This is a genomic window from Spirosoma sordidisoli, assembly GCF_004138325.1.
Lineage (GTDB): Bacteria > Bacteroidota > Bacteroidia > Cytophagales > Spirosomataceae > Spirosoma > Spirosoma sordidisoli.
Map to the genome: position 1 here is coordinate 298,004 of NZ_SBLB01000002.1, position 17,135 is coordinate 315,138.

The window sequence follows — 17,135 nt, forward strand, 5'->3', positions numbered from 1 at the left end:
AACAGGCAAACTACACGTTAACCGAACACAAGCCATCACCCGCGGGTTAACTTGAGCGTATCCTTATCGAACGGGCCAGCTACAGGCCGCCCCCCAATGCTTCAGATTGCGTTCTCTCCGGTGTATCGGCTCCGGTTGCCCGAAGGCCATCGGTTCCCGATGCTCAAGTACGAATTGATTCACGAACAGCTGCTCTACGAAGGCACCTGTACCGAGGCTAATTTCTTCGGCCCGGAGCCCGTTGACAACCGCTGGGTGCTGGGCGTACACACGCCCGACTACGTGCAGGCGCTGCAGTCGCTGACCGTCGATCCGCGCATGGTACGTCGGATCGGATTCCCGCTTACGCCCGAGCTCATCCACCGCGAATGGATCATTACCCAGGGCACCATCGACTGTACCCAGCGGGCCAGACAGGACGGGGTGGCCATGAACGTAGCGGGCGGAACCCATCATGCCTACCCCGACCGGGGCGAAGGCTTCTGTATGCTCAACGATGTGGGGGTGGCGGCCCACTACCTGCTCGAGACCGGTCAGGCCCGGCAGATCCTGGTAATTGATCTGGACGTTCACCAGGGTAACGGCACGGCGGTTATGTTTCGGCAGGAGCCGCGCGTGTTTACCTTCAGCATGCACGGCAAGGACAATTACCCCCTTCGCAAGGAGCAGTCAGATCTGGACATTGAGCTGCCCACCGGTACCGCCGATGAACTGTATCTGAACACGCTCTACGATACCCTGCCCGGCCTACTGAAGCGCGTTCAGCCCGATTTTCTGTTTTTCGTGTCGGGAGTCGACATCCTGGAGTCAGACCGGCTGGGCAAGCTGGGGGTAAGCCGGGAGGGGTGTCGGCAGCGCGACCGGTTCGTATTCGAGCAGGCGATTCAGCACGGTCTGCCCATCGTAGCGTCGATGGGGGGAGGGTATTCGCCCCGCCTGACCGACATTGTCGAGGCTCACTGCAACACCTTCCGCACGGCCAGCGACCTGTTTTTCTAACACTTTACCGGAGCCGGTTCAGGGTATAGCACACCAGCCGGTTGGCCACTTTTTTTGTGCCGTTACCCGCGCGCAGGTCGCCGAGGGTAAACTCATACATGTAACCCGGCACGAGCTTGTCGACCGTCAGCGACACGGTTCGGCGGTCGGGCGAGAGCCGGGCGGCTGTAATGGCCACGGGCTGTTTGTCGGTCTCGGGCGAGCCGTATTCGCGGTGGTATTTGTAGTAATAACGGCGGCAGGCGTAGTTGGTCAGGCTGCGGGCCGTGGCGTCGTCGAGGGGCTGGGTGAAGGTCAGGTCGAAGCCGGTGGCGGTCAGGTGCATGGCTGTTACATCCAGCGGAGTGCCGCCTTTGTAGCGGACGACCTGCAGGCCCCGGTCGCCGACCCAGCCGTGGTCTGTCATGCCGAGCCAGAGCGAACCGTCGGGCGCAAATGCCATGCGGTTGTTGCCGATCTTCAGCCCCGCTTTGTCGAAAAACGGGATGCAGGCTCCCTGTAACTGACCGCCAACGGTATCGAACATAACCCGCAGCAGGCGCGAAAAATCCATCTCGCCGATGAACAGCTGGCCTCCAAAGGGACCAAACTTTCCGCGGGTCAGGTCGGGTACGATCTGGGTGGGCGAATGCGCCATGCGCTGATGCGGAAACGCAACCACCTCTTTCGTCCGCATACTGTCGAGGGTCTGGGCCGGAAGGGTCAGCGGGTCGATGTCGGGAAAGTCTTTTTTCCAGACCAGGCTGGACGGATGGCCGTAGAACTTGCCGGGCTCAACGTGGTAGAGTTTGCTGGTGCCCAGCCAGTCGCCCTGGTTGTCGGTGACGAAGAGCCGCCCGGCCCCGTCGAAGCCAATGCCGTTGGGCGACCGGAAACCAAGGGCATACGGAATAACCTGCCCGGCCGGCGTCTGTTTCAGTACCCAGCCCCGGTAGGGCACACAGGCGTACATGCGCCCGGGCCGACCCAGCGGGTCATACGTACCCCGCACCTCGTCGCGGATACCGGCCCCGTTGGAGGCTGCGTTGAGGCTGATGTAGAGGTTGCCCTGCCGGTCGCGCACGGGCCCGAAGGCGTACTCGTGGTAATTGCCCGACATGCCGAACTGATCGATAACGGTTTCGTACACGTCAGCTACACCGTCGTTGTTGGTGTCTTTGATCCGGGTCAGCTCGGGCCGATGTACGATCAGCAGTTCGGTATTGCTGACGGCTATGACCCCCAGCGGATCGTGCAGCCCTTCGGCAAATAATTTCCACTGTTTGGTTTTGGGGTTGTACAGCATCACCTCGCCCCGGTGGAAACAAACCGCCAGCCGCCCGTCGGGCATAAACGCCAGTCCGCCCGTTTCGGCCACCAGACCCGGCGGGGTCGGCACCGTTTCGACGCTGTAGTAATCGGTAATCGTGTCGGCCGTAGCCCGCCCGCGGGTTTTGATTTTCGCGGTTCGTCTACTCTTAATCACCGTGGTCCGTTCGGTCGGCGCTCCGATCCCGGTCACCGTGGTCCGTGTCCCCACGGACCACTTGCCCGGATGGTTTGTTGCTGACGCATAGGTGGTCCGTGTCCCCACGGACCACGGTGACCGCACGGACCATGGTGACCACACGGACCAGGGTGACCAGAGGAGTAGCCCCATCGTGGTGGCCAGTGCGGAGAGGAGGTATAGGAGAGAAAAGCGCATTACTGAACGGTCATGAAAATGGTGAACTGGCGGGTACCGGCGGGCAGAAGCAGCTGGCCGTTGCGTAGGGCAGCGGTCTTCCCGGCCCGGGTAGCGCGATAAGCCAGGCCCGGTTGCTCGTCGGCCAGGAAGGTGACGGGCTGTTTGGCACTGTCGATGGAGAACTGCCGGACCAGTCCCCGCCCGCCGGGGAGCGGTTTGATCAGCTCGCGTACGGTAACCCCGTCAACGACGTACTGAAACTCCGGGTATCGGTTGATAAGCCGGTAGCCCCGAAACTGAACCACCGGCGAGTGACCGGCCGGTTTGTTCCCGATCCGAAGCGGGAAAACCAGTCCGGCCGGGCTGGGCGCGGGTGCCGATCCCGGCTTGGTGGCGGTGCTCACGGTCAGGCCCGCGGTAGAGGCCCGCCCGGGCGAGCTGGCTACGTAATAGATATCCCCGACGAGTTTGGTAAGCTTCTGCCCCTTGCCATCCCACTGATCGGCATTGTCGACGAAACCGCCCGACCAGGCGTAGCGCAGCTGGCAAATGCCGGCGTCGAAGCAGTACGACTGAACGGGTCCACCAGCCAGTCCGGGCATGCCGACCGCAATAGCCGCCGGGCCACAGTCGGGCATGAACGTGCGATAAACGGCCGGTAGGGTGACCTCGTAGGGGTGGCCCGACGGTTGGTGATGACCGGCATGGTCGGCAGTGCTACCCCGTTTGGGTAAGTACGGGTCGGCTTCGGGCGGGGGGAGCCGTTTGGGGTCGCGGGTGCCGTACAGGATGCCGTACATCACATAGCCGTGGCCGGGATAGGTACACACGTAGGGGAAAGCGCCCTCGTCGACCGTTAGTAACAAGGTATCGGCCCGGCCCGGCTCTACCTCGCGGGTGTGGGCCAGCACCTCCGGCATGTCGGGAACGTAATGGCGACTGGCACCCTCGGCCCCCATACGCAGGGCCGCGTCGACCACCCGGACCCGGGCGTTGGGGCGGGTGACAACGAGGTTGTGGGCCATGTCATCGTAGTTTTCCAGCACGAGCCGAAGCCGGGTTTTGGGCTTCAGTACCAGCCGGGGCTGATCGTATTGCAGGCCCGCAATGGACTTGAGCGTAATGGTTGTATCTACCTTCTGCTGAGCCAGTACCGGACTGATGCCGAGAGGTAGCAGGAGCAGCAGAGAAGCCCGTAGCCGGGAAAGAATGAGGTGCATAAACTCGTAACGCATACAGGCCTAAAAGCGGTTCAACGCCTTCTGCCTACTTCTGGTTACTTCGTTCACCCCCTGAAATAAATGACACCGGCTGTACTCCACCGGGAGTAGCGCCCTGGCTTACCGGGCGCCCCTGACCTGCATCTGAAGCGTATAGACCGACTCCGACGCGGTGATGAAGAGCATGTCGTTGTTTTTACCGGCGAAGCAGATGTTGCCGACCCAGCCGGCCGGTACCGGAATGGTCATCAGTTTCGATCGGTCGGGGCCGTATACCGTAACGCCTTTGCCCGTCAGGTACAGATTCCCTTTGTTGTCCAGCGTCATGCCGTCCGAGCCCTGGCTGACATAGAGCTGTCGGTTTTTGAGCATGCCATCGGCCTGGATGTCGTACCGGTAGGTTTTATTATCACGGATGTCGGCCACGTACAGGACTTTCCCGTCGGGCGTGCCTATGATGCCGTTGGGCTGTTTGAGGTCACTGTCTACCAGAATAGCCTGCCGGGCTCCTTTGGGCAGGTAATACACTTTTTCACCGTCCAGCTCCGGCTTTTTTCGCTCCCAGTAGTCGCGCTGGTAGTAGGGGTCGGTAAAATAAATCCCGCCTTTCGGGTCGATCCACAGGTCGTTGGGGCCGTTGAAGCGATGGCCGTTGAAGTCGGTCAGCAGGACCGTAACTTTTTTGTCGGGACCGATCGACCACAACTCGTTTTTTTCGTCGGCGCAGGTGATCAGGTTGCCCTGCCGGTCGAAGTACATCCCGTTCGAGCGCCCCGTCTTATCCATGAAGAGAGAAAACGTTCCGTCTGGGTTGTAGGTCCATATTTTATCATTAGGCTGGTCGGTAAAGTAAACCACCCCTGCCTGGTTTACGGCGGGGCCTTCGGTAAACTTGAACTGGCTCGATAGCTTCTGAAGGGTGGCATTGGGTGCCACAATTGAGCTGGCTTCGGTCTGGGTCATAGGCGTCGACTGGCTAAATAAAGGCCCTGATGTGGTCAGAGACAATGCTAGTATAAATCCGGGCCAGAGGGAATTGTTCATGGAAGAAAGGGAATTGATGTTTGTAAAAACTTACCGGATTGGCGAATCGCGGTTGTCGGCATACGCTTTGCTGAAGTCGATTCGAGTCACCTGACCTGCCACATAACGGATGCCCTGGAAGATGTGTTTGATGAACAGTTCATCGGTCAGGTAATCCGTTTTGGCGTGGCCGAGGGTCGTACACCAGGTGTACCCGCCGTCGAAATGGTAGTACCAGGCCGACGGATAAAGCTGTGTATAGGAGCCGCCGAAGGTTTTTATCTTTTCGGGTTCGTCCGGCTTCAGCGTGGTCATATCGCTCGCCATAATCACCGTGGGACCGGGCGACATCTCTTTGGTGAAATAAAACTCATCTTCTTTCTGCCACCGTTTGGGCAGGCCCTGCATGGACGGGTGCCGGGTGTCGAGAACCTCGACCGTAAACGGCTGAAACCGCGGATGCCAGGCAAACGTGCCGCCAATCATTCGCTTGAACCAGCTCCAGTTCCGCTCGGTGCCCATCACGGAATGAATACCGACAAAGCCCCCACCGGCTTCGATGTAGCGTCGGAACGTCAGGCGTTGCTGGTCGGTATCGAATACGTCGTTGTTGGTGCTGGCAAAAAGAAGCAGGGTGTATTGTTTCAGATTCGCTTCCGTAAACACGTCGGGCTGGTCGGCGACGTCGACCGCAAACCCGTGTTGCTGGCCGAGTGTCCGGATGCAGGCAACGGCGTTGGGGATGTTGTCGTGTACGTATCCCTTGCCGTTTTTGGTGTAAACCAGGACCCTGACTTTTTTCCAGGTAACGGACTGGCACCAGACCGGCCCCAGGCTGAGTACGCCTAGCAGGAGGAGTATACCGCCTGTTCTGCAGATTCGATTCATCGGTGAGATGGGTTGATGAACCTATAAGGACCGGGGGTAGGGTTATCTACGCGTGTAGGGGAGGGCCTGGCTGACGGGAAGCCGAAAAAAGAAAGCCGCTCCGTCCGTAACGGTCGTGTCGAGGCCGATCTGCCCGTTCATACTCCGGATAAATTCGCTCGATATCGCCAGCCCGAGACCAGTGCCGCCGGTGGTTTTGCCATCGGTCCCGGCTCGGCTGGGGCCAGCGAGACCCGGCGCCTTGAAGTACCGGTCAAATACCCGGCTCTGGTGTTCGGGTCGGATACCGGTTCCGTAATCCCGAACCCGAACATCAACGAAGGTGTCCGCTTGGCGGGCTGCGATCTCGATCGAACTCTCCGACGGGCTGTGCCGGATGGCGTTCGACAGAAAGTTGATCAGTACCCACGACGCCTTGTCCGGATCGGCCAGCACGGCCGGGAGCGGGTCGGGCAGCGACACGTTCAGCGAAATCTGCTTGTCGTCGGCGGCTACCCGCAGGGCATTCACCGCATACTGGATAATATCGGCCGGAGCTACCGGTTGCAGATTCAGCTGAATCTGCCCTGATTCGACCTGGGCCATGTTCAGCAGTTCGCCGGTCAGGTTCAGCAGCCGGTCGGCGTCGGCCCGGACATTGCCGATCAGGTCGCGCTGTTCGTCGTTGAGCGGGCCGATGCGGGTGTCATCCAGCAGCTTCAGGCTCATCTTGATGCTGGACAGCGGGGTTTTTAGTTCGTGCGAAACCGTAGCGATAAAGTTGGTTTTGGCCAGATCGAGTTCTTTGTAGGAGGTAATATTTTCCAGCACAATGACGTAGCCGGCCAGTTGCGACTGCTCTTCGCCGGTGCGCGTCACCGAAACGGTATGGGTGCGTTTGTTGAAGTAGCTCTCCTTGCCGTTGTCATAGATCTTCAGCAGCGCTGGCCGGTCCGGGTCGGCTGGTTCGGCGGTCGGTTCGGGTACCGGCGGGTCCATGACATCCCGGATCAGCGTACGCATGAGGTCGTTCGAGGTGGCTACATCGGGGGCGTAGCGGCCTTTCAGCTGTGCTTCGGTCAGGCCCAGCAGGCGACAGGCAACGGGGTTGGTAAAAAGAATACGCCGGTTTTCGTCGAGGCCAATAATACCTTCGTTCATAATCTGAATAAGCGTGTCGATGCGTCGCTTTTCGAACAGCACCCGCGCCAGGTTCGAGTGTTCGTATTCGTCCAGCTTATGCGCCATCGAGTTGAACGACCGGGCCAGTTCGCCAAACTCATCGCTGGACTTGAAATGGAGCCGTTCTTCAAAGTTACGGCTGGCAATCTGCCGGATACCGTGCGTCAGTTCCCGAAGGGGGTTGGCAATGTAGCCGGGGAAGTTGATGATAAACGAAAAAACAATCAGGAAGCAGAATGTACCCACGGCTGCCATCCAGAGCAGGGCGTCTTTAGCCGTTTGCTTCGCGATTTCATTCTTGCGCACGATGGCCTGCCGGTTGACCTCATCGACCCGGAACAAGGCCTGCTCCATCCGCCGGATCACGTCGGCGCTGGTGGGGTCGCGCCGGAGCCGGTCGAACTCACGGCGCAACGCACTCGTTGGCGACTGTTCGCCGGCTTCGGTCACGTTGGCTTCCTGCAGGCGTAGGTTCATCTCAAACTCTTTCAGCGCGTTGGCGGGCTGGGCGGTTCGTTCGCTGGCGGGTACGCTGGCCTGCTGCCGAAGATCGGCCAGCGCCCGCTGCATATCGCCTACGTATTCGAGCGAGATGTAGTTGTCCTGCAAAATGGCCTGCGAATCGTCAGACAGCTGGTTGAGGTAATAGGCTCCCAACCCGCCCATGAGCAGGATAATGGCGAAGAGGAACGCCAGCGCAGCCGATATTTTTGCTTTGATGGTCATGCTCGTTTCAGGACAGGATAACCAGATCGGTGTCGGATTCGGACAGCTTGTTCAGTAATTGATTAAACACGAAGGTGCGCAAAATAATCTGCGTCAGGCTGAAATGGGGCTTGCCGATGCAAACGGTGGTAACCTGTCGTTTCTCGACTTCGGTCATGATGCAGTTGACAACGTTGGTGCCTTTGGCCTGGATAACTTCGGCCCCCAGCTCGGTTGCCAGTTTCAGGTTATTGATGAGGTGCCGCTGCAGATCGAGCCGGATGCGGTCGGGGGCTTCGGCGGGCGTCTGCACGTACAATACATACCAGCGCGACTGGTAGTAACTGGCGAGCCGGGCCGTTTTGCGGATCACTCGGCGGGCGGTGTCGGGGTTGCTGCTGATGCTGGCCAACAGCCGTTCGGCCCGGATCGTGCCGTTCAGCGGCTGGCTGAGTTCGATCTTCCGTTCTACGGCCGAGGCCACTTCGCGCAGGGCCAGTTCGCGCAGCTGCAGAATCCGGTCGGGCTGAAAAAAGTTAGCCAGAGCCGTCTGTACCTTGGCGGGGTCGTAAATTTTGCCTTCGCGGAGCCGGGCTATCAGCTCATCGGCGGTCAGGTCGATGTTCACCACCTCATCGGCGAGCTGTACCACCCGGTCCGGCACGCGCTCCGTTACGTCGATGCCGGTAATGGCCCGTACTTCGTCGTATAAACTTTCGATATGCTGGATATTGACCGCGCTGATGACGTTGATGCCGGCGTCGAGAATGTCGAGCACGTCCTGCCAGCGTTTTTCGTTCTTCGACCCGGGAATGTTGGTATGGGCCAGCTCGTCGACGATCACCAGTTCGGGATGGGCGTTCAGAATAGCCTGCACATCCATTTCGTCGAGCGCACGCCCTTTATAGAACAGGCTCCGCCGACCAATAACGGGTAAACCCACAACCAGCGCGGCCGTTTCGGCCCGGTTGTGGGTTTCAATGAACCCGATGCGGGCGTCGACGCCGTTGCGCCGGAGGGCGTGCGCGTCCTGCAGCATCCGGTACGACTTGCCGACGCCCGCACTCATGCCGATGTAAATCTTGAACTTACCCCGCCTTGATTCGCGGATCAGGTTCAGAAAACGTTCGGCAGTCTGATCGTTCGGGTTCATGATACAGCTTAAAACGAAACGGCTAAACTGGTGGTCAGGGATGCGTTGCTACGGCCTGTACCGCTCTGCGTAGCGAAGATAGACGTCTGGCTGTTGTAAACCTTTCCTTCGATCCGGAACAGGGCCGTGGGCAGGATGGCGTAGTCATACCCCAGCGAATAACCCCAGGTCTGGAAGTCGGGCGTGCCGATAATAACGCCGTTCCGGTCGTCGTAATACTCGACCCGTCCGTTCAGGTAACTCGTGGCTGAGGTTTTCAGCCGGGCAATCATAACCGGCGAATACCAGACGTAGGAGCCGCTGCCGGCCCGCTGGCCGTTGCCGATGACTGGTTTCCGATCGGCCCCGATGTCGAAGCCCAGTATCAGGCCTACTCTGCCGGCGGGGTTGATGATGGCGTACAAGTTGTTGAAGAAACGTCCCTGACGCAGTGAGTCGGGCCGGTCAGACCCCAGGAAGCTGCTCCAGTTCAGCGTCAGCCGGGGCGAGGGCCGGAACTGCACCTGCGTACTGAAGGAAGGCCCCCGGTATCCCTCCACTTTTTTGATCCGCTGCCAGCCATTCAGGGCCGAGCCCAGCAGAGTCCATTTTCCGTTTGGGCTGGCGTAGGTCAGTTTGGCACCCGCGAGGTAGTAAGGCGAGTTTTCGGCCAGGATGCTCCGCGTCAGGGTCCAGCAGTCTTTGGAGATGGCACTTTCGAAGCCGATGTGCGACGGAAATATGCCGGCGTCGAGCCAGATATCCCGTTGGCGCGACAGTTTAACCCCGGCGTTGGCCTCAAAGATCGGTTTTACCAGCCCCTGTTCGGCCGCGTAGTTGTATTGTCCGTAGGTACCGACCTGAAGCGCCAGATTACCCCGTACCCGATCGGTGGCGTAGGCCAGCCGGGCATAGGCCAGGTTGATATTCAGCTCCCGGTTTCGCCTGTGGTTGTAGAGAAAGCCGGGCCGTTCCTGGCTGGTTTTGGGCGCGGTGAAATCGTGGGTGTAATACGCTTCGACATAGCCGGTCAGGGTGAGCGGTGATGATGGCTGAACGGTAGTAACCGCCGGGCTGGTCGTTGAGTCGATGGTTTGTGCGGTCAGCGAGGCAGGAAGCGCCATAGCAGCCAGTAGAAGGGAAAAATAAGCCGATTTATTCATGGGTATGGGTTCTGAACGAACCCTGGTTTGTTGTACTATTTTTTTACAGATAACATGCTTCTGGCCCGGTCCTGACTGGTCAGGCCGGTATCGGCGTATCAAAAATGATACTGGGTAAGATATTCGGCTATCGGGCCAAGGGTGGCTGCCGGGAAGATACTAAGCGCCCCGCTGATGATGATGACCGCTGCCAGCAGCAGCCCGAACGTCCATGATTCAGCGGGTAACACCCCGACAGTCGGCGGCACGTACTGCTTTTGGAGCAGCAGCCCTCCAATGGCTAGAGGGCCAATAAGCGGAATGAAGCGCCCCAGCAGCATAACTACGGCCGTAGACAGGTTCCAGAAAGGGGTATTGTCGCCGAGCCCTTCGAACCCCGACCCGTTGCCAGCCGCCGACGAAACAAATTCGTAGAGCATAGTGGTAAAGCCGTGGTAGCCCGGGTTGCTGAGCCAGCCCACGTCAGGGTGCCCGTTATGAATAGCTACAGCCAGCCCGGTAGCGCCCAGATAGAGCAAGGGCAGCGCCACCAGAATAACCGACGCTATCTGCATTTCGGGAATCCCTACTTTTTTGCCCAGCAGCTCGGGGGTGCGGCCAATCATCAGGCTACCGATGAACATGGCGATGATAAGGTACAGAAACATATACAGGAAACCGGACCCCACTCCGCCATAAAACGCATCCAGCTGCATGCCCAGCAACATGAACAGACCCGATAGCGGGGTGAAGCTGTCATGCATGCCGGTGAGCGTACCGGCCGGAATAACGACATTGACACCGCACCAGACCGCCGAGGCCAGCGTACCAAACCGCATCTCCTTGCCTTCCAGACTGCCCGACGCCTGGCTGATACCCAGCGACTGAATGGCCGGATTTCCGCGTAACTCCTCGGTAACGATCGGGATTGTCAGGGCCAGAAAATACCCGGTCATGATCGTGAACAGGATTACCGCCAGCTTTCGCCGGTTCAGAAAATCCCCGACGAAGCAGATAAACGCCATTGGCAGCAGCAGTACGTTGAGCAGGTTGATCAGGTAGCTGAAAGCGTTGGGGTTCTCCAACGGATGCGCCGTGTTGGCGCCGAAGAAACCGCCCCCGTTCGAACCCAGGTGCTTGATGGGCAGCATCGCTGCTACCGGACCCGATGCAATCGTTTGTGAAACGCCCTCCATGGTCTCAATGACCGAGTAGGATGAGAATGTCATGGGTACCCCCGTCAGCACCAGTGCTATAGCCCCGATTAGCGACAGTGGCATAAACACGCGGGTGATCGACAGAACCAGATCCTGGTAGAGATTACCGACGTTGCGGGACGTGTGCGGTTGTAACGACCGGACCACGGCGACGCCTACCGACAGACTGGTAGCCGCCGAAGCGAACTGGAGAAACATGAGCACACCCATCTGGCTGAAATAGGTGACACCACTCTCGCCTGAATAATGCTGCAGGTTGGTGCTGGTCAGAAAACTGATGGCGGTGTTGAGGGCCAGCATCCAGTCCATATCCGGAATCTGCTGCTGGTTCCAGACGGGTATAACCGACTGAACCAGCAACATTCCGAAGGCATAAACGAGCCAGACGCCATTCAGGGTGCCAAGGGCCAGAGCATATTGCTGCCAGGTCATGGGCTCGTTCGGGTCTACACCGATCAGCCGGTAAAGCTGCCGCTCAAGGGGCCCCAGCCAGTCCAGCCAGGTGCTATTCCCTCGAAAAACCCGGCCTATGTACCGGCCCGTCAGGATGGCCAGCCCCATCGACGCTGTAAAAAACAGGGTCAGGCCTATCAGGTCAAAACGCATAGCAAGCCGTAATAGCTATCGCAGCTGATCGAGCGCTACGTTCAGTTTCAGTACGTTAACTGTTTCGGGGCCAAACAGGCCGAGTAGTGGTTTCTCGGTATGCTCGCCGATGAGTTGGGTCAGCCGGTTGGCGGGGAGCTTCCGTACCCGCGCAATCCGGGCCACCTGAATAGCCGCAGCGGCCGGCGACAGGTGCGGGTCGAGGCCCGAACCCGATGCCGTGACCAGTTCGGCCGGGATGTCGGCCCGCCGAACCCCAGGGTTGTGCACCAGAAACGTATCGATGCGGGCCTGAACCGTTTTCAGATAATCGGGGTTGCTCGGGCCTTTGTTGGACCCCGCCGACCCGGCTGCGTTATAGTCAACGGCCGACGGGCGCGAGTTGAAATACCGGTCTTCGGTAAACGATTGACCCAGGTTGGCGTACCCGACAACCTTGCCGTTTATCGATACGGTTTCGCCATCTCCCCCGCCGGGAGCCAGTTTGGCCACGCCCGCAATAACGAGCGGATAAATAACGGATACAAGAACCAGCAGGACCAGCGAAAGTCGGATAGCGGGTGACAGGTGTTTACTCATGAGATTAATGCCGGTTTCACCCGGCTGTTTATGGGGCAGCGTCGGGCCGGATACCCGACGCTGCGTGAATCAGTTGATCAGACGAACAGTCCTACAAGCAGATCGAGCAGTTTGATGCCGACGAAGGGGGCTACCAGACCGCCAAATCCGTAGATGAAGAGGTTCCGGCGCAGCAGCGCACTGGCTCCGATCGGTTTGTAGGCTACGCCCCGCAGAGCCAGCGGAATCAGCACCGGTATGATGATGGCGTTGAAGATCACCGCCGACAGAATAGCCGACTCCGGCGAGTGGAGTTGCATCAGGTTCATGCGTTGCAGCGCCGGTATGCTGGCCACGAACAGCGCCGGTACGATGGCGAAGTACTTGGCTACGTCGTTGGCGATGCTGAAGGTGGTCAGCGTACCCCGCGTAATCAGCAGCTGCTTTCCAATCTCAACTACCTCGATCAGCTTGGTGGGGTCGTTGTCGAGGTCGACCATATTGCCCGCTTCTTTGGCAGCCTGCGTTCCTGAGTTCATTGCCACACCCACGTCGGCCTGGGCCAGGGCGGGCGCGTCGTTGGTGCCGTCGCCCATCATGGCTACGAGTTTGCCGCCGGTCTGTTCGTGGCGTATGTACTGCATCTTGTCTTCGGGCTTGGCTTCGGCAATGAAATCATCGACGCCCGCTTTCTGGGCGATGAACCGGGCCGTAAGGGGGTTATCGCCGGTTACCATAACGGTCTTGACGCCCATCTTGCGGAGCCGGTCGAACCGTTCGGCAATGCCCGGCTTGATGATATCCTGCAACTCGATGACGCCCATGACCCGTTCATTTTCGGTCACGACAAGGGGGGTGCCGCCATTGGCTGCAATGTCGTTGGCTTTGTCGGTCGTTTCGGTCGGGAAGGGCTGACCGGCTTTTTCAACCAGTGCCCGAATGGAATCGACGGCCCCTTTTCGGATACGAAGTACGTCAGTTGCATTGCCTTTTCCTGGTTGCGGCAGGTCGATACCCGACGAGCGCGTTTCGGCGGTAAACTTGATCAGGGTAGCACCGGTCGTGCTGAGCGAGCGGGTCACATCGGTACCGGCCAGCTCGACAATCGACTTACCTTCGGGCGTTTCGTCGGCCAGCGAACTCAGCGCCGACGCCCGGATCATGTCGGCCTGGTCGATACCTGGCGCGGCATAAAAGTGAGTGGCTTTCCGGTTGCCGATGGTGATGGTGCCGGTTTTGTCGAGCAGCAGCGTGTCGATATCCCCCGCTGTTTCTACGGCCCGACCCGACTTGGCAATGACGTTGGCGCGCAGGGCCCGGTCCATACCCGCAATGCCGATGGCCGACAGCAACCCGCCAATGGTGGTCGGAATCAGACAGACGAAGAGCGAGATCAGGGCCGCAATGGTAATGGGCGTGTTGGCATAGACGGCAAAGGGCTGCAGCGTTACGCAGACGATGATGAACACCAGCGTAAAGCCCGCCAGCAGGATGGTGAGCGCAATTTCGTTCGGTGTTTTCTGCCGCGAGGCTCCTTCCACCAGCGCAATCATCTTGTCGAGAAACGACTCGCCCGGCTGGGTCGTCACGATGACCTTGATCCGGTCCGACAGAACTTTGGTACCCCCCGTGACCGACGATTTGTCGCCACCGGCTTCGCGGATCACCGGCGCCGACTCGCCCGTAATGGCCGATTCGTCGATGGTAGCCAGCCCTTCGATGATGTCGCCGTCGGACGGGATGATATCGCCCGGCTCGCAGAGAAACACATCGCCTTTACGGAGTTGGGCCGACGAGATCGTTTCTACTTCGTCCAGCTGGTAGGCGCCCACCGGCCGGATCACCTTGGCGGGTGTCTCCTGGCGGGTTTTGCGGAGCGACTCAGCCTGGGCTTTTCCCCGTGCTTCGGCAATGGCTTCGGCAAAGTTGGCGAACAGGATCGTCAGCAGCAGCACGGCCGTAATGACGATATTGTAGGCCAGTGAGCCCTGGGTCGTATCGCCCGAGAGCGCAATGTAGATCGTGACGGCCAGCATCACGAAGGTGCCGATTTCGACCGTAAACATAACCGGATTCTTAATCAGAAGCGCCGGGTTTAGTTTAACGAATGAATCTTTTAGGGCAGTTCCCACCAGGTCGCGCTGGAACAGTGATGGGGAGGCTTGTTTTGCCATTTTTGTTAACTTTGATAAAACGACATGTAACTATGACAGTTGAGCAGACTTCGGTTGAAAGCATCTTCCACGAAATGGGATATGCTTCCAGTACGGATTACGCCATCAAAAAGGCCAGAGAAGAACTATTGCAGGAACTTAAGGTCAGCCTGGGTCGTATTGACGCGTTCGAGAAAAAGTACGAAATGACGTATGCTGAATTTGATAAGCAGTTTCATTTGCTTACCCAGTTCAGCCTGTTCGAGCGCGACGATGACAGCATGGACTGGCGGGCAGAGCTTACGGTGCTGCGGAGCATTGAAAAGCGGTTGGCCACATTGACACTATGATTCATGATTTGCAGCCTTTGCCCGTTTTATCACAGAGGCTTCTTCCCTTAAACCTGTTTACAGGCCAGGTATTATGCAGATTCGAGGGCGCCTTACCCTGATCGATCAGTCCGTTGTTCATATTCGTGAGAATCATGTGTTAGCTACTGGCTGGATCGACTACGCCTACCAGTGGCAGACTGCCAATCATACTCTTATCGTTCGTTGGGACAATGCCCATGATATGCCTGGGATTTATACGTCGCCCTACCACCAGCATGTAAATACGGAAGAAAACGTGCTCCCCTCGGAACCGATGACGCTCGAAAAAGTCCTTGCTTTCATTGCCGTACAAGGGTCAGTGTAGAGAGAAAAACTCGGCTAGCGGACCTAGCGCCAGGGCCGGAAAGAACGACAGGGCCGCAATGATGGCGATGACGGCAAACGTCATCAGTCCGAACGTGCCGGTATCGGTCGGGAGGGTGCCGGCGCTTTCGGGTACGTACTTCTTCTGCGCCAGTAGCCCGGCAATAGCCAGCGGTCCGATGATGGGCAGGAACCGACCCAGAATCAGTACAAAGCCCGTCGATATATTCCAGAACATATTGTTATCGCCCAGACCTTCGAAGCCCGAACCGTTGTTGGCGGCCGATGAGGTGAATTCGTAAAGCATCTCCGAAAAACCATGAAAACCGGGGTTGTTGAGCCAGTTGGCGGGCTTAACGGCCCAGTCGGCGTCGGGGCTATGGATCAGCACGTACGACGACAGAGCCGTACCCGCCAGGATGAGGAACGGGTGCAGGATGGCGATCAGCGAGGCAATCTTCATTTCGCGGGCTTCGACTTTGCGGCCGAAAAACTCGGGAGTCCGCCCAACCATCAGCCCGGAGATAAAGACCGCTACGATCAGGAAGATGTAGTAGTTCAGAAAGCCTACTCCGCAGCCCCCATAGAAAGCGTTGGTCATCATGCCCAGCAGCTGCATAGCGCCCGACAAAGGCATGGCCGAATCGTGCATGCTGTTGACCGAACCCGTCGAGATAATCGTCGTCACAATACTCCAGTAAGCCGAAGCCAGCGGGCCGAAACGAACTTCTTTGCCTTCCATGGCGCCGGTCGGCTGGGCAATGCCCAGCTGCGTCAGGGCCGGATTCCCGTTCAGCTCCGACCAGATGGTGGGTAGTAGTAACAGCAGCATGCCGGTAGTCATGACACCAAAGACGATCCAGGCAAACTTGCGCCGGTTAATGAAAAAGCCCAGAGCAAACACCATGGCCATCGGGATCAGTACCTGCGCAATCATCTCGACCATGTTGGTCAGGTAATTGGGGTTTTCGAATGGGTGGGCCGAGTTGGCACCGAACCAGCCGCCCCCGTTGGTGCCCAGGTGTTTGATGGCAATCATACCGGCGGCCGGGCCGCGCGAAACGCCCACGGTATCGCCCTCCATCGTAATCAGGGTGTCTTTACCGGCAAAGCTGGCCGGTGTACCGTTGAAGGCCAGCACCAGTGCCACCACGAGCGAGAGAGGGAGCAGCAGGCGGGTGATCGACCGGACAAAAAAAGTATAAAAGTTACCCGACCGGTCGGTCGTCTGCGGCAGAAAATGCCGGAAAAGCAGCACCAGCGCGGCAATGCCCGTGGCCGCCGATACAAATTGCAGAAAGGTGATTACCCCCAGCTGCGTCAGATACGTCAGCCCCGACTCGCCCGAATAATGCTGCAGATCGCAGTTGACGAGAAAACTAATGGCGGTGTTGAACGCCAGATCGGGCGACATGGACGGGTTCCCGTCGGGGTTCAGCGGGAGCGAGCCCTGGGTGAGCAGCAGAACGAAAGCGAGCAGAAACCAGACCAGATTGATGGTCAGCAGCGCCACCAGATTCTCTTTCCAGTGCATGTCGCGGGTGTCGTCGATACCGCCGATCCGGTAGATCAGCCGTTCGACGGGCGCCATAAAGTCGAGTGCGCTGGGCTTATTGGCAAACACGCTGGCGAGGTACTTGCCCAGTGGAATCGCCAGCAGGACGGTCAGGCCGTACATGGCCACCACGCCTAATAATTCAGTTGTCATGGGTTAACGTTTAAATCGAAGCCTGGAGGCTGGTTTAGAACCGTTCGGGCCGGATAAGCACATACAGCATGTAGGCAAAAGCCAGGAGTGAAATGATAAACAGGATCGTCAGCATGATCGTGTGTGTGAAGCCGCAAGCACCCGGCTAGCCAGCCGTTGCGCCTGCTTTAGCCAGTGGATGGCGGTTGATGATAACAGGTTTAGATTCGTTCGAACCATTCGATGGTTTTGTAGAATACGGCGAAGCAGAGCAGGGCCGAAA

Annotated in this window: 15 protein-coding genes; 3 read left to right on the forward strand and 12 right to left on the reverse strand. The window is 58.5% G+C overall.

All coding sequences use genetic code 11. The features are described 5' to 3' along the window. Nucleotides 1-96 precede the first annotated feature (96 nt). Nucleotides 97-999 carry a histone deacetylase family protein gene (locus tag EQG79_RS09725; protein WP_077921869.1) on the forward strand — a complete coding sequence of 301 codons (903 nt, stop codon included), beginning with the start codon at nucleotides 97-99 and terminating at the stop codon, nucleotides 997-999. 4 nt (nucleotides 1,000-1,003) lie between these two features. Here the strand turns inward: EQG79_RS09725 and EQG79_RS09730 are convergent, their stop codons facing one another. The 10 genes from EQG79_RS09730 to kdpB all read right to left on the reverse strand — a co-directional run bounded on the left by EQG79_RS09730 (nucleotide 1,004) and on the right by kdpB (nucleotide 14,491). Next, entirely contained in the window at nucleotides 1,004-2,518 is a 1,515-nt protein-coding gene (locus EQG79_RS09730; RefSeq protein ID WP_317126245.1) for a PQQ-dependent sugar dehydrogenase, read from the reverse strand. Between the two features lie 164 nt (nucleotides 2,519-2,682). Further along, nucleotides 2,683-3,900, reverse strand: coding sequence for a DUF6797 domain-containing protein (locus tag EQG79_RS09735; protein ID WP_240699322.1), 1,218 nt, complete (start codon nucleotides 3,898-3,900; stop codon nucleotides 2,683-2,685). A 105-nt stretch (nucleotides 3,901-4,005) separates the two neighbouring features. Then, complete coding sequence (locus EQG79_RS09740; protein WP_240699323.1) at nucleotides 4,006-4,848, reverse strand: SMP-30/gluconolactonase/LRE family protein; 843 nt, start codon at nucleotides 4,846-4,848, stop codon at nucleotides 4,006-4,008. A 111-nt stretch (nucleotides 4,849-4,959) separates the two neighbouring features. Further along, nucleotides 4,960-5,796: a ThuA domain-containing protein gene (locus EQG79_RS09745; RefSeq protein ID WP_077921871.1), complete on the reverse strand. Its 837-nt coding sequence runs from the start codon at nucleotides 5,794-5,796 to the stop codon at nucleotides 4,960-4,962. 42 nt (nucleotides 5,797-5,838) lie between these two features. Next, the gene (locus EQG79_RS09750) at nucleotides 5,839-7,683 is read right to left on the reverse strand and encodes a HAMP domain-containing sensor histidine kinase (RefSeq protein WP_129601359.1); all 1,845 of its coding nucleotides are present in this window, start codon (nucleotides 7,681-7,683) and stop codon (nucleotides 5,839-5,841) included. Nucleotides 7,684-7,690: 7 nt separating this feature from the next. Further along, on the reverse strand, nucleotides 7,691-8,815 hold the full coding sequence (locus tag EQG79_RS09755) for a histidine kinase (RefSeq protein WP_077921873.1): 1,125 nt from the start codon (nucleotides 8,813-8,815) through the stop codon (nucleotides 7,691-7,693). An 8-nt stretch (nucleotides 8,816-8,823) separates the two neighbouring features. Beyond that, entirely contained in the window at nucleotides 8,824-9,957 is a 1,134-nt protein-coding gene (locus EQG79_RS09760) for a porin (protein WP_129601360.1), read from the reverse strand. A 98-nt stretch (nucleotides 9,958-10,055) separates the two neighbouring features. Further along, a complete protein-coding gene (gene kdpA / locus EQG79_RS09765) occupies nucleotides 10,056-11,759 on the reverse strand; it encodes a potassium-transporting ATPase subunit KdpA (RefSeq protein WP_129601361.1) in 1,704 nt (567 codons plus the stop codon). Between the two features lie 15 nt (nucleotides 11,760-11,774). Continuing rightward, nucleotides 11,775-12,338, reverse strand: coding sequence for a K(+)-transporting ATPase subunit C (locus EQG79_RS09770; protein ID WP_129601362.1), 564 nt, complete (start codon nucleotides 12,336-12,338; stop codon nucleotides 11,775-11,777). A gap of 77 nt (nucleotides 12,339-12,415) precedes the next feature. Continuing rightward, nucleotides 12,416-14,491 carry a potassium-transporting ATPase subunit KdpB gene (gene kdpB / locus EQG79_RS09775; protein WP_129601363.1) on the reverse strand — a complete coding sequence of 692 codons (2,076 nt, stop codon included), beginning with the start codon at nucleotides 14,489-14,491 and terminating at the stop codon, nucleotides 12,416-12,418. 32 nt (nucleotides 14,492-14,523) lie between these two features. On the opposite strand from kdpB, the gene EQG79_RS09780 reads away from it, so the two are divergent. Together EQG79_RS09780 and EQG79_RS09785 are read left to right on the forward strand one after the other, a co-directional pair. After that, a complete protein-coding gene (locus EQG79_RS09780; protein WP_077921878.1) occupies nucleotides 14,524-14,820 on the forward strand; it encodes a hypothetical protein in 297 nt (98 codons plus the stop codon). A gap of 73 nt (nucleotides 14,821-14,893) precedes the next feature. Next, the gene (locus tag EQG79_RS09785; protein WP_129601364.1) at nucleotides 14,894-15,166 is read left to right on the forward strand and encodes a toxin-antitoxin system TumE family protein; all 273 of its coding nucleotides are present in this window, start codon (nucleotides 14,894-14,896) and stop codon (nucleotides 15,164-15,166) included. On the opposite strand, the gene kdpA (EQG79_RS09790) is transcribed toward EQG79_RS09785, so the two are convergent. Further along, the gene (gene kdpA / locus EQG79_RS09790; RefSeq protein WP_129601365.1) at nucleotides 15,158-16,873 is read right to left on the reverse strand and encodes a potassium-transporting ATPase subunit KdpA; all 1,716 of its coding nucleotides are present in this window, start codon (nucleotides 16,871-16,873) and stop codon (nucleotides 15,158-15,160) included. The two genes, EQG79_RS09785 and kdpA (EQG79_RS09790), sit on opposite strands and share 9 nt — an antisense overlap. A 34-nt stretch (nucleotides 16,874-16,907) precedes the next feature. Beyond that, nucleotides 16,908-16,988 (reverse strand): potassium-transporting ATPase subunit F, encoded by an 81-nt coding sequence (locus tag EQG79_RS31610; protein ID WP_077921881.1) that lies wholly within the window; start codon nucleotides 16,986-16,988, stop codon nucleotides 16,908-16,910. Nucleotides 16,989-17,135: the final 147 nt, after the last annotated feature.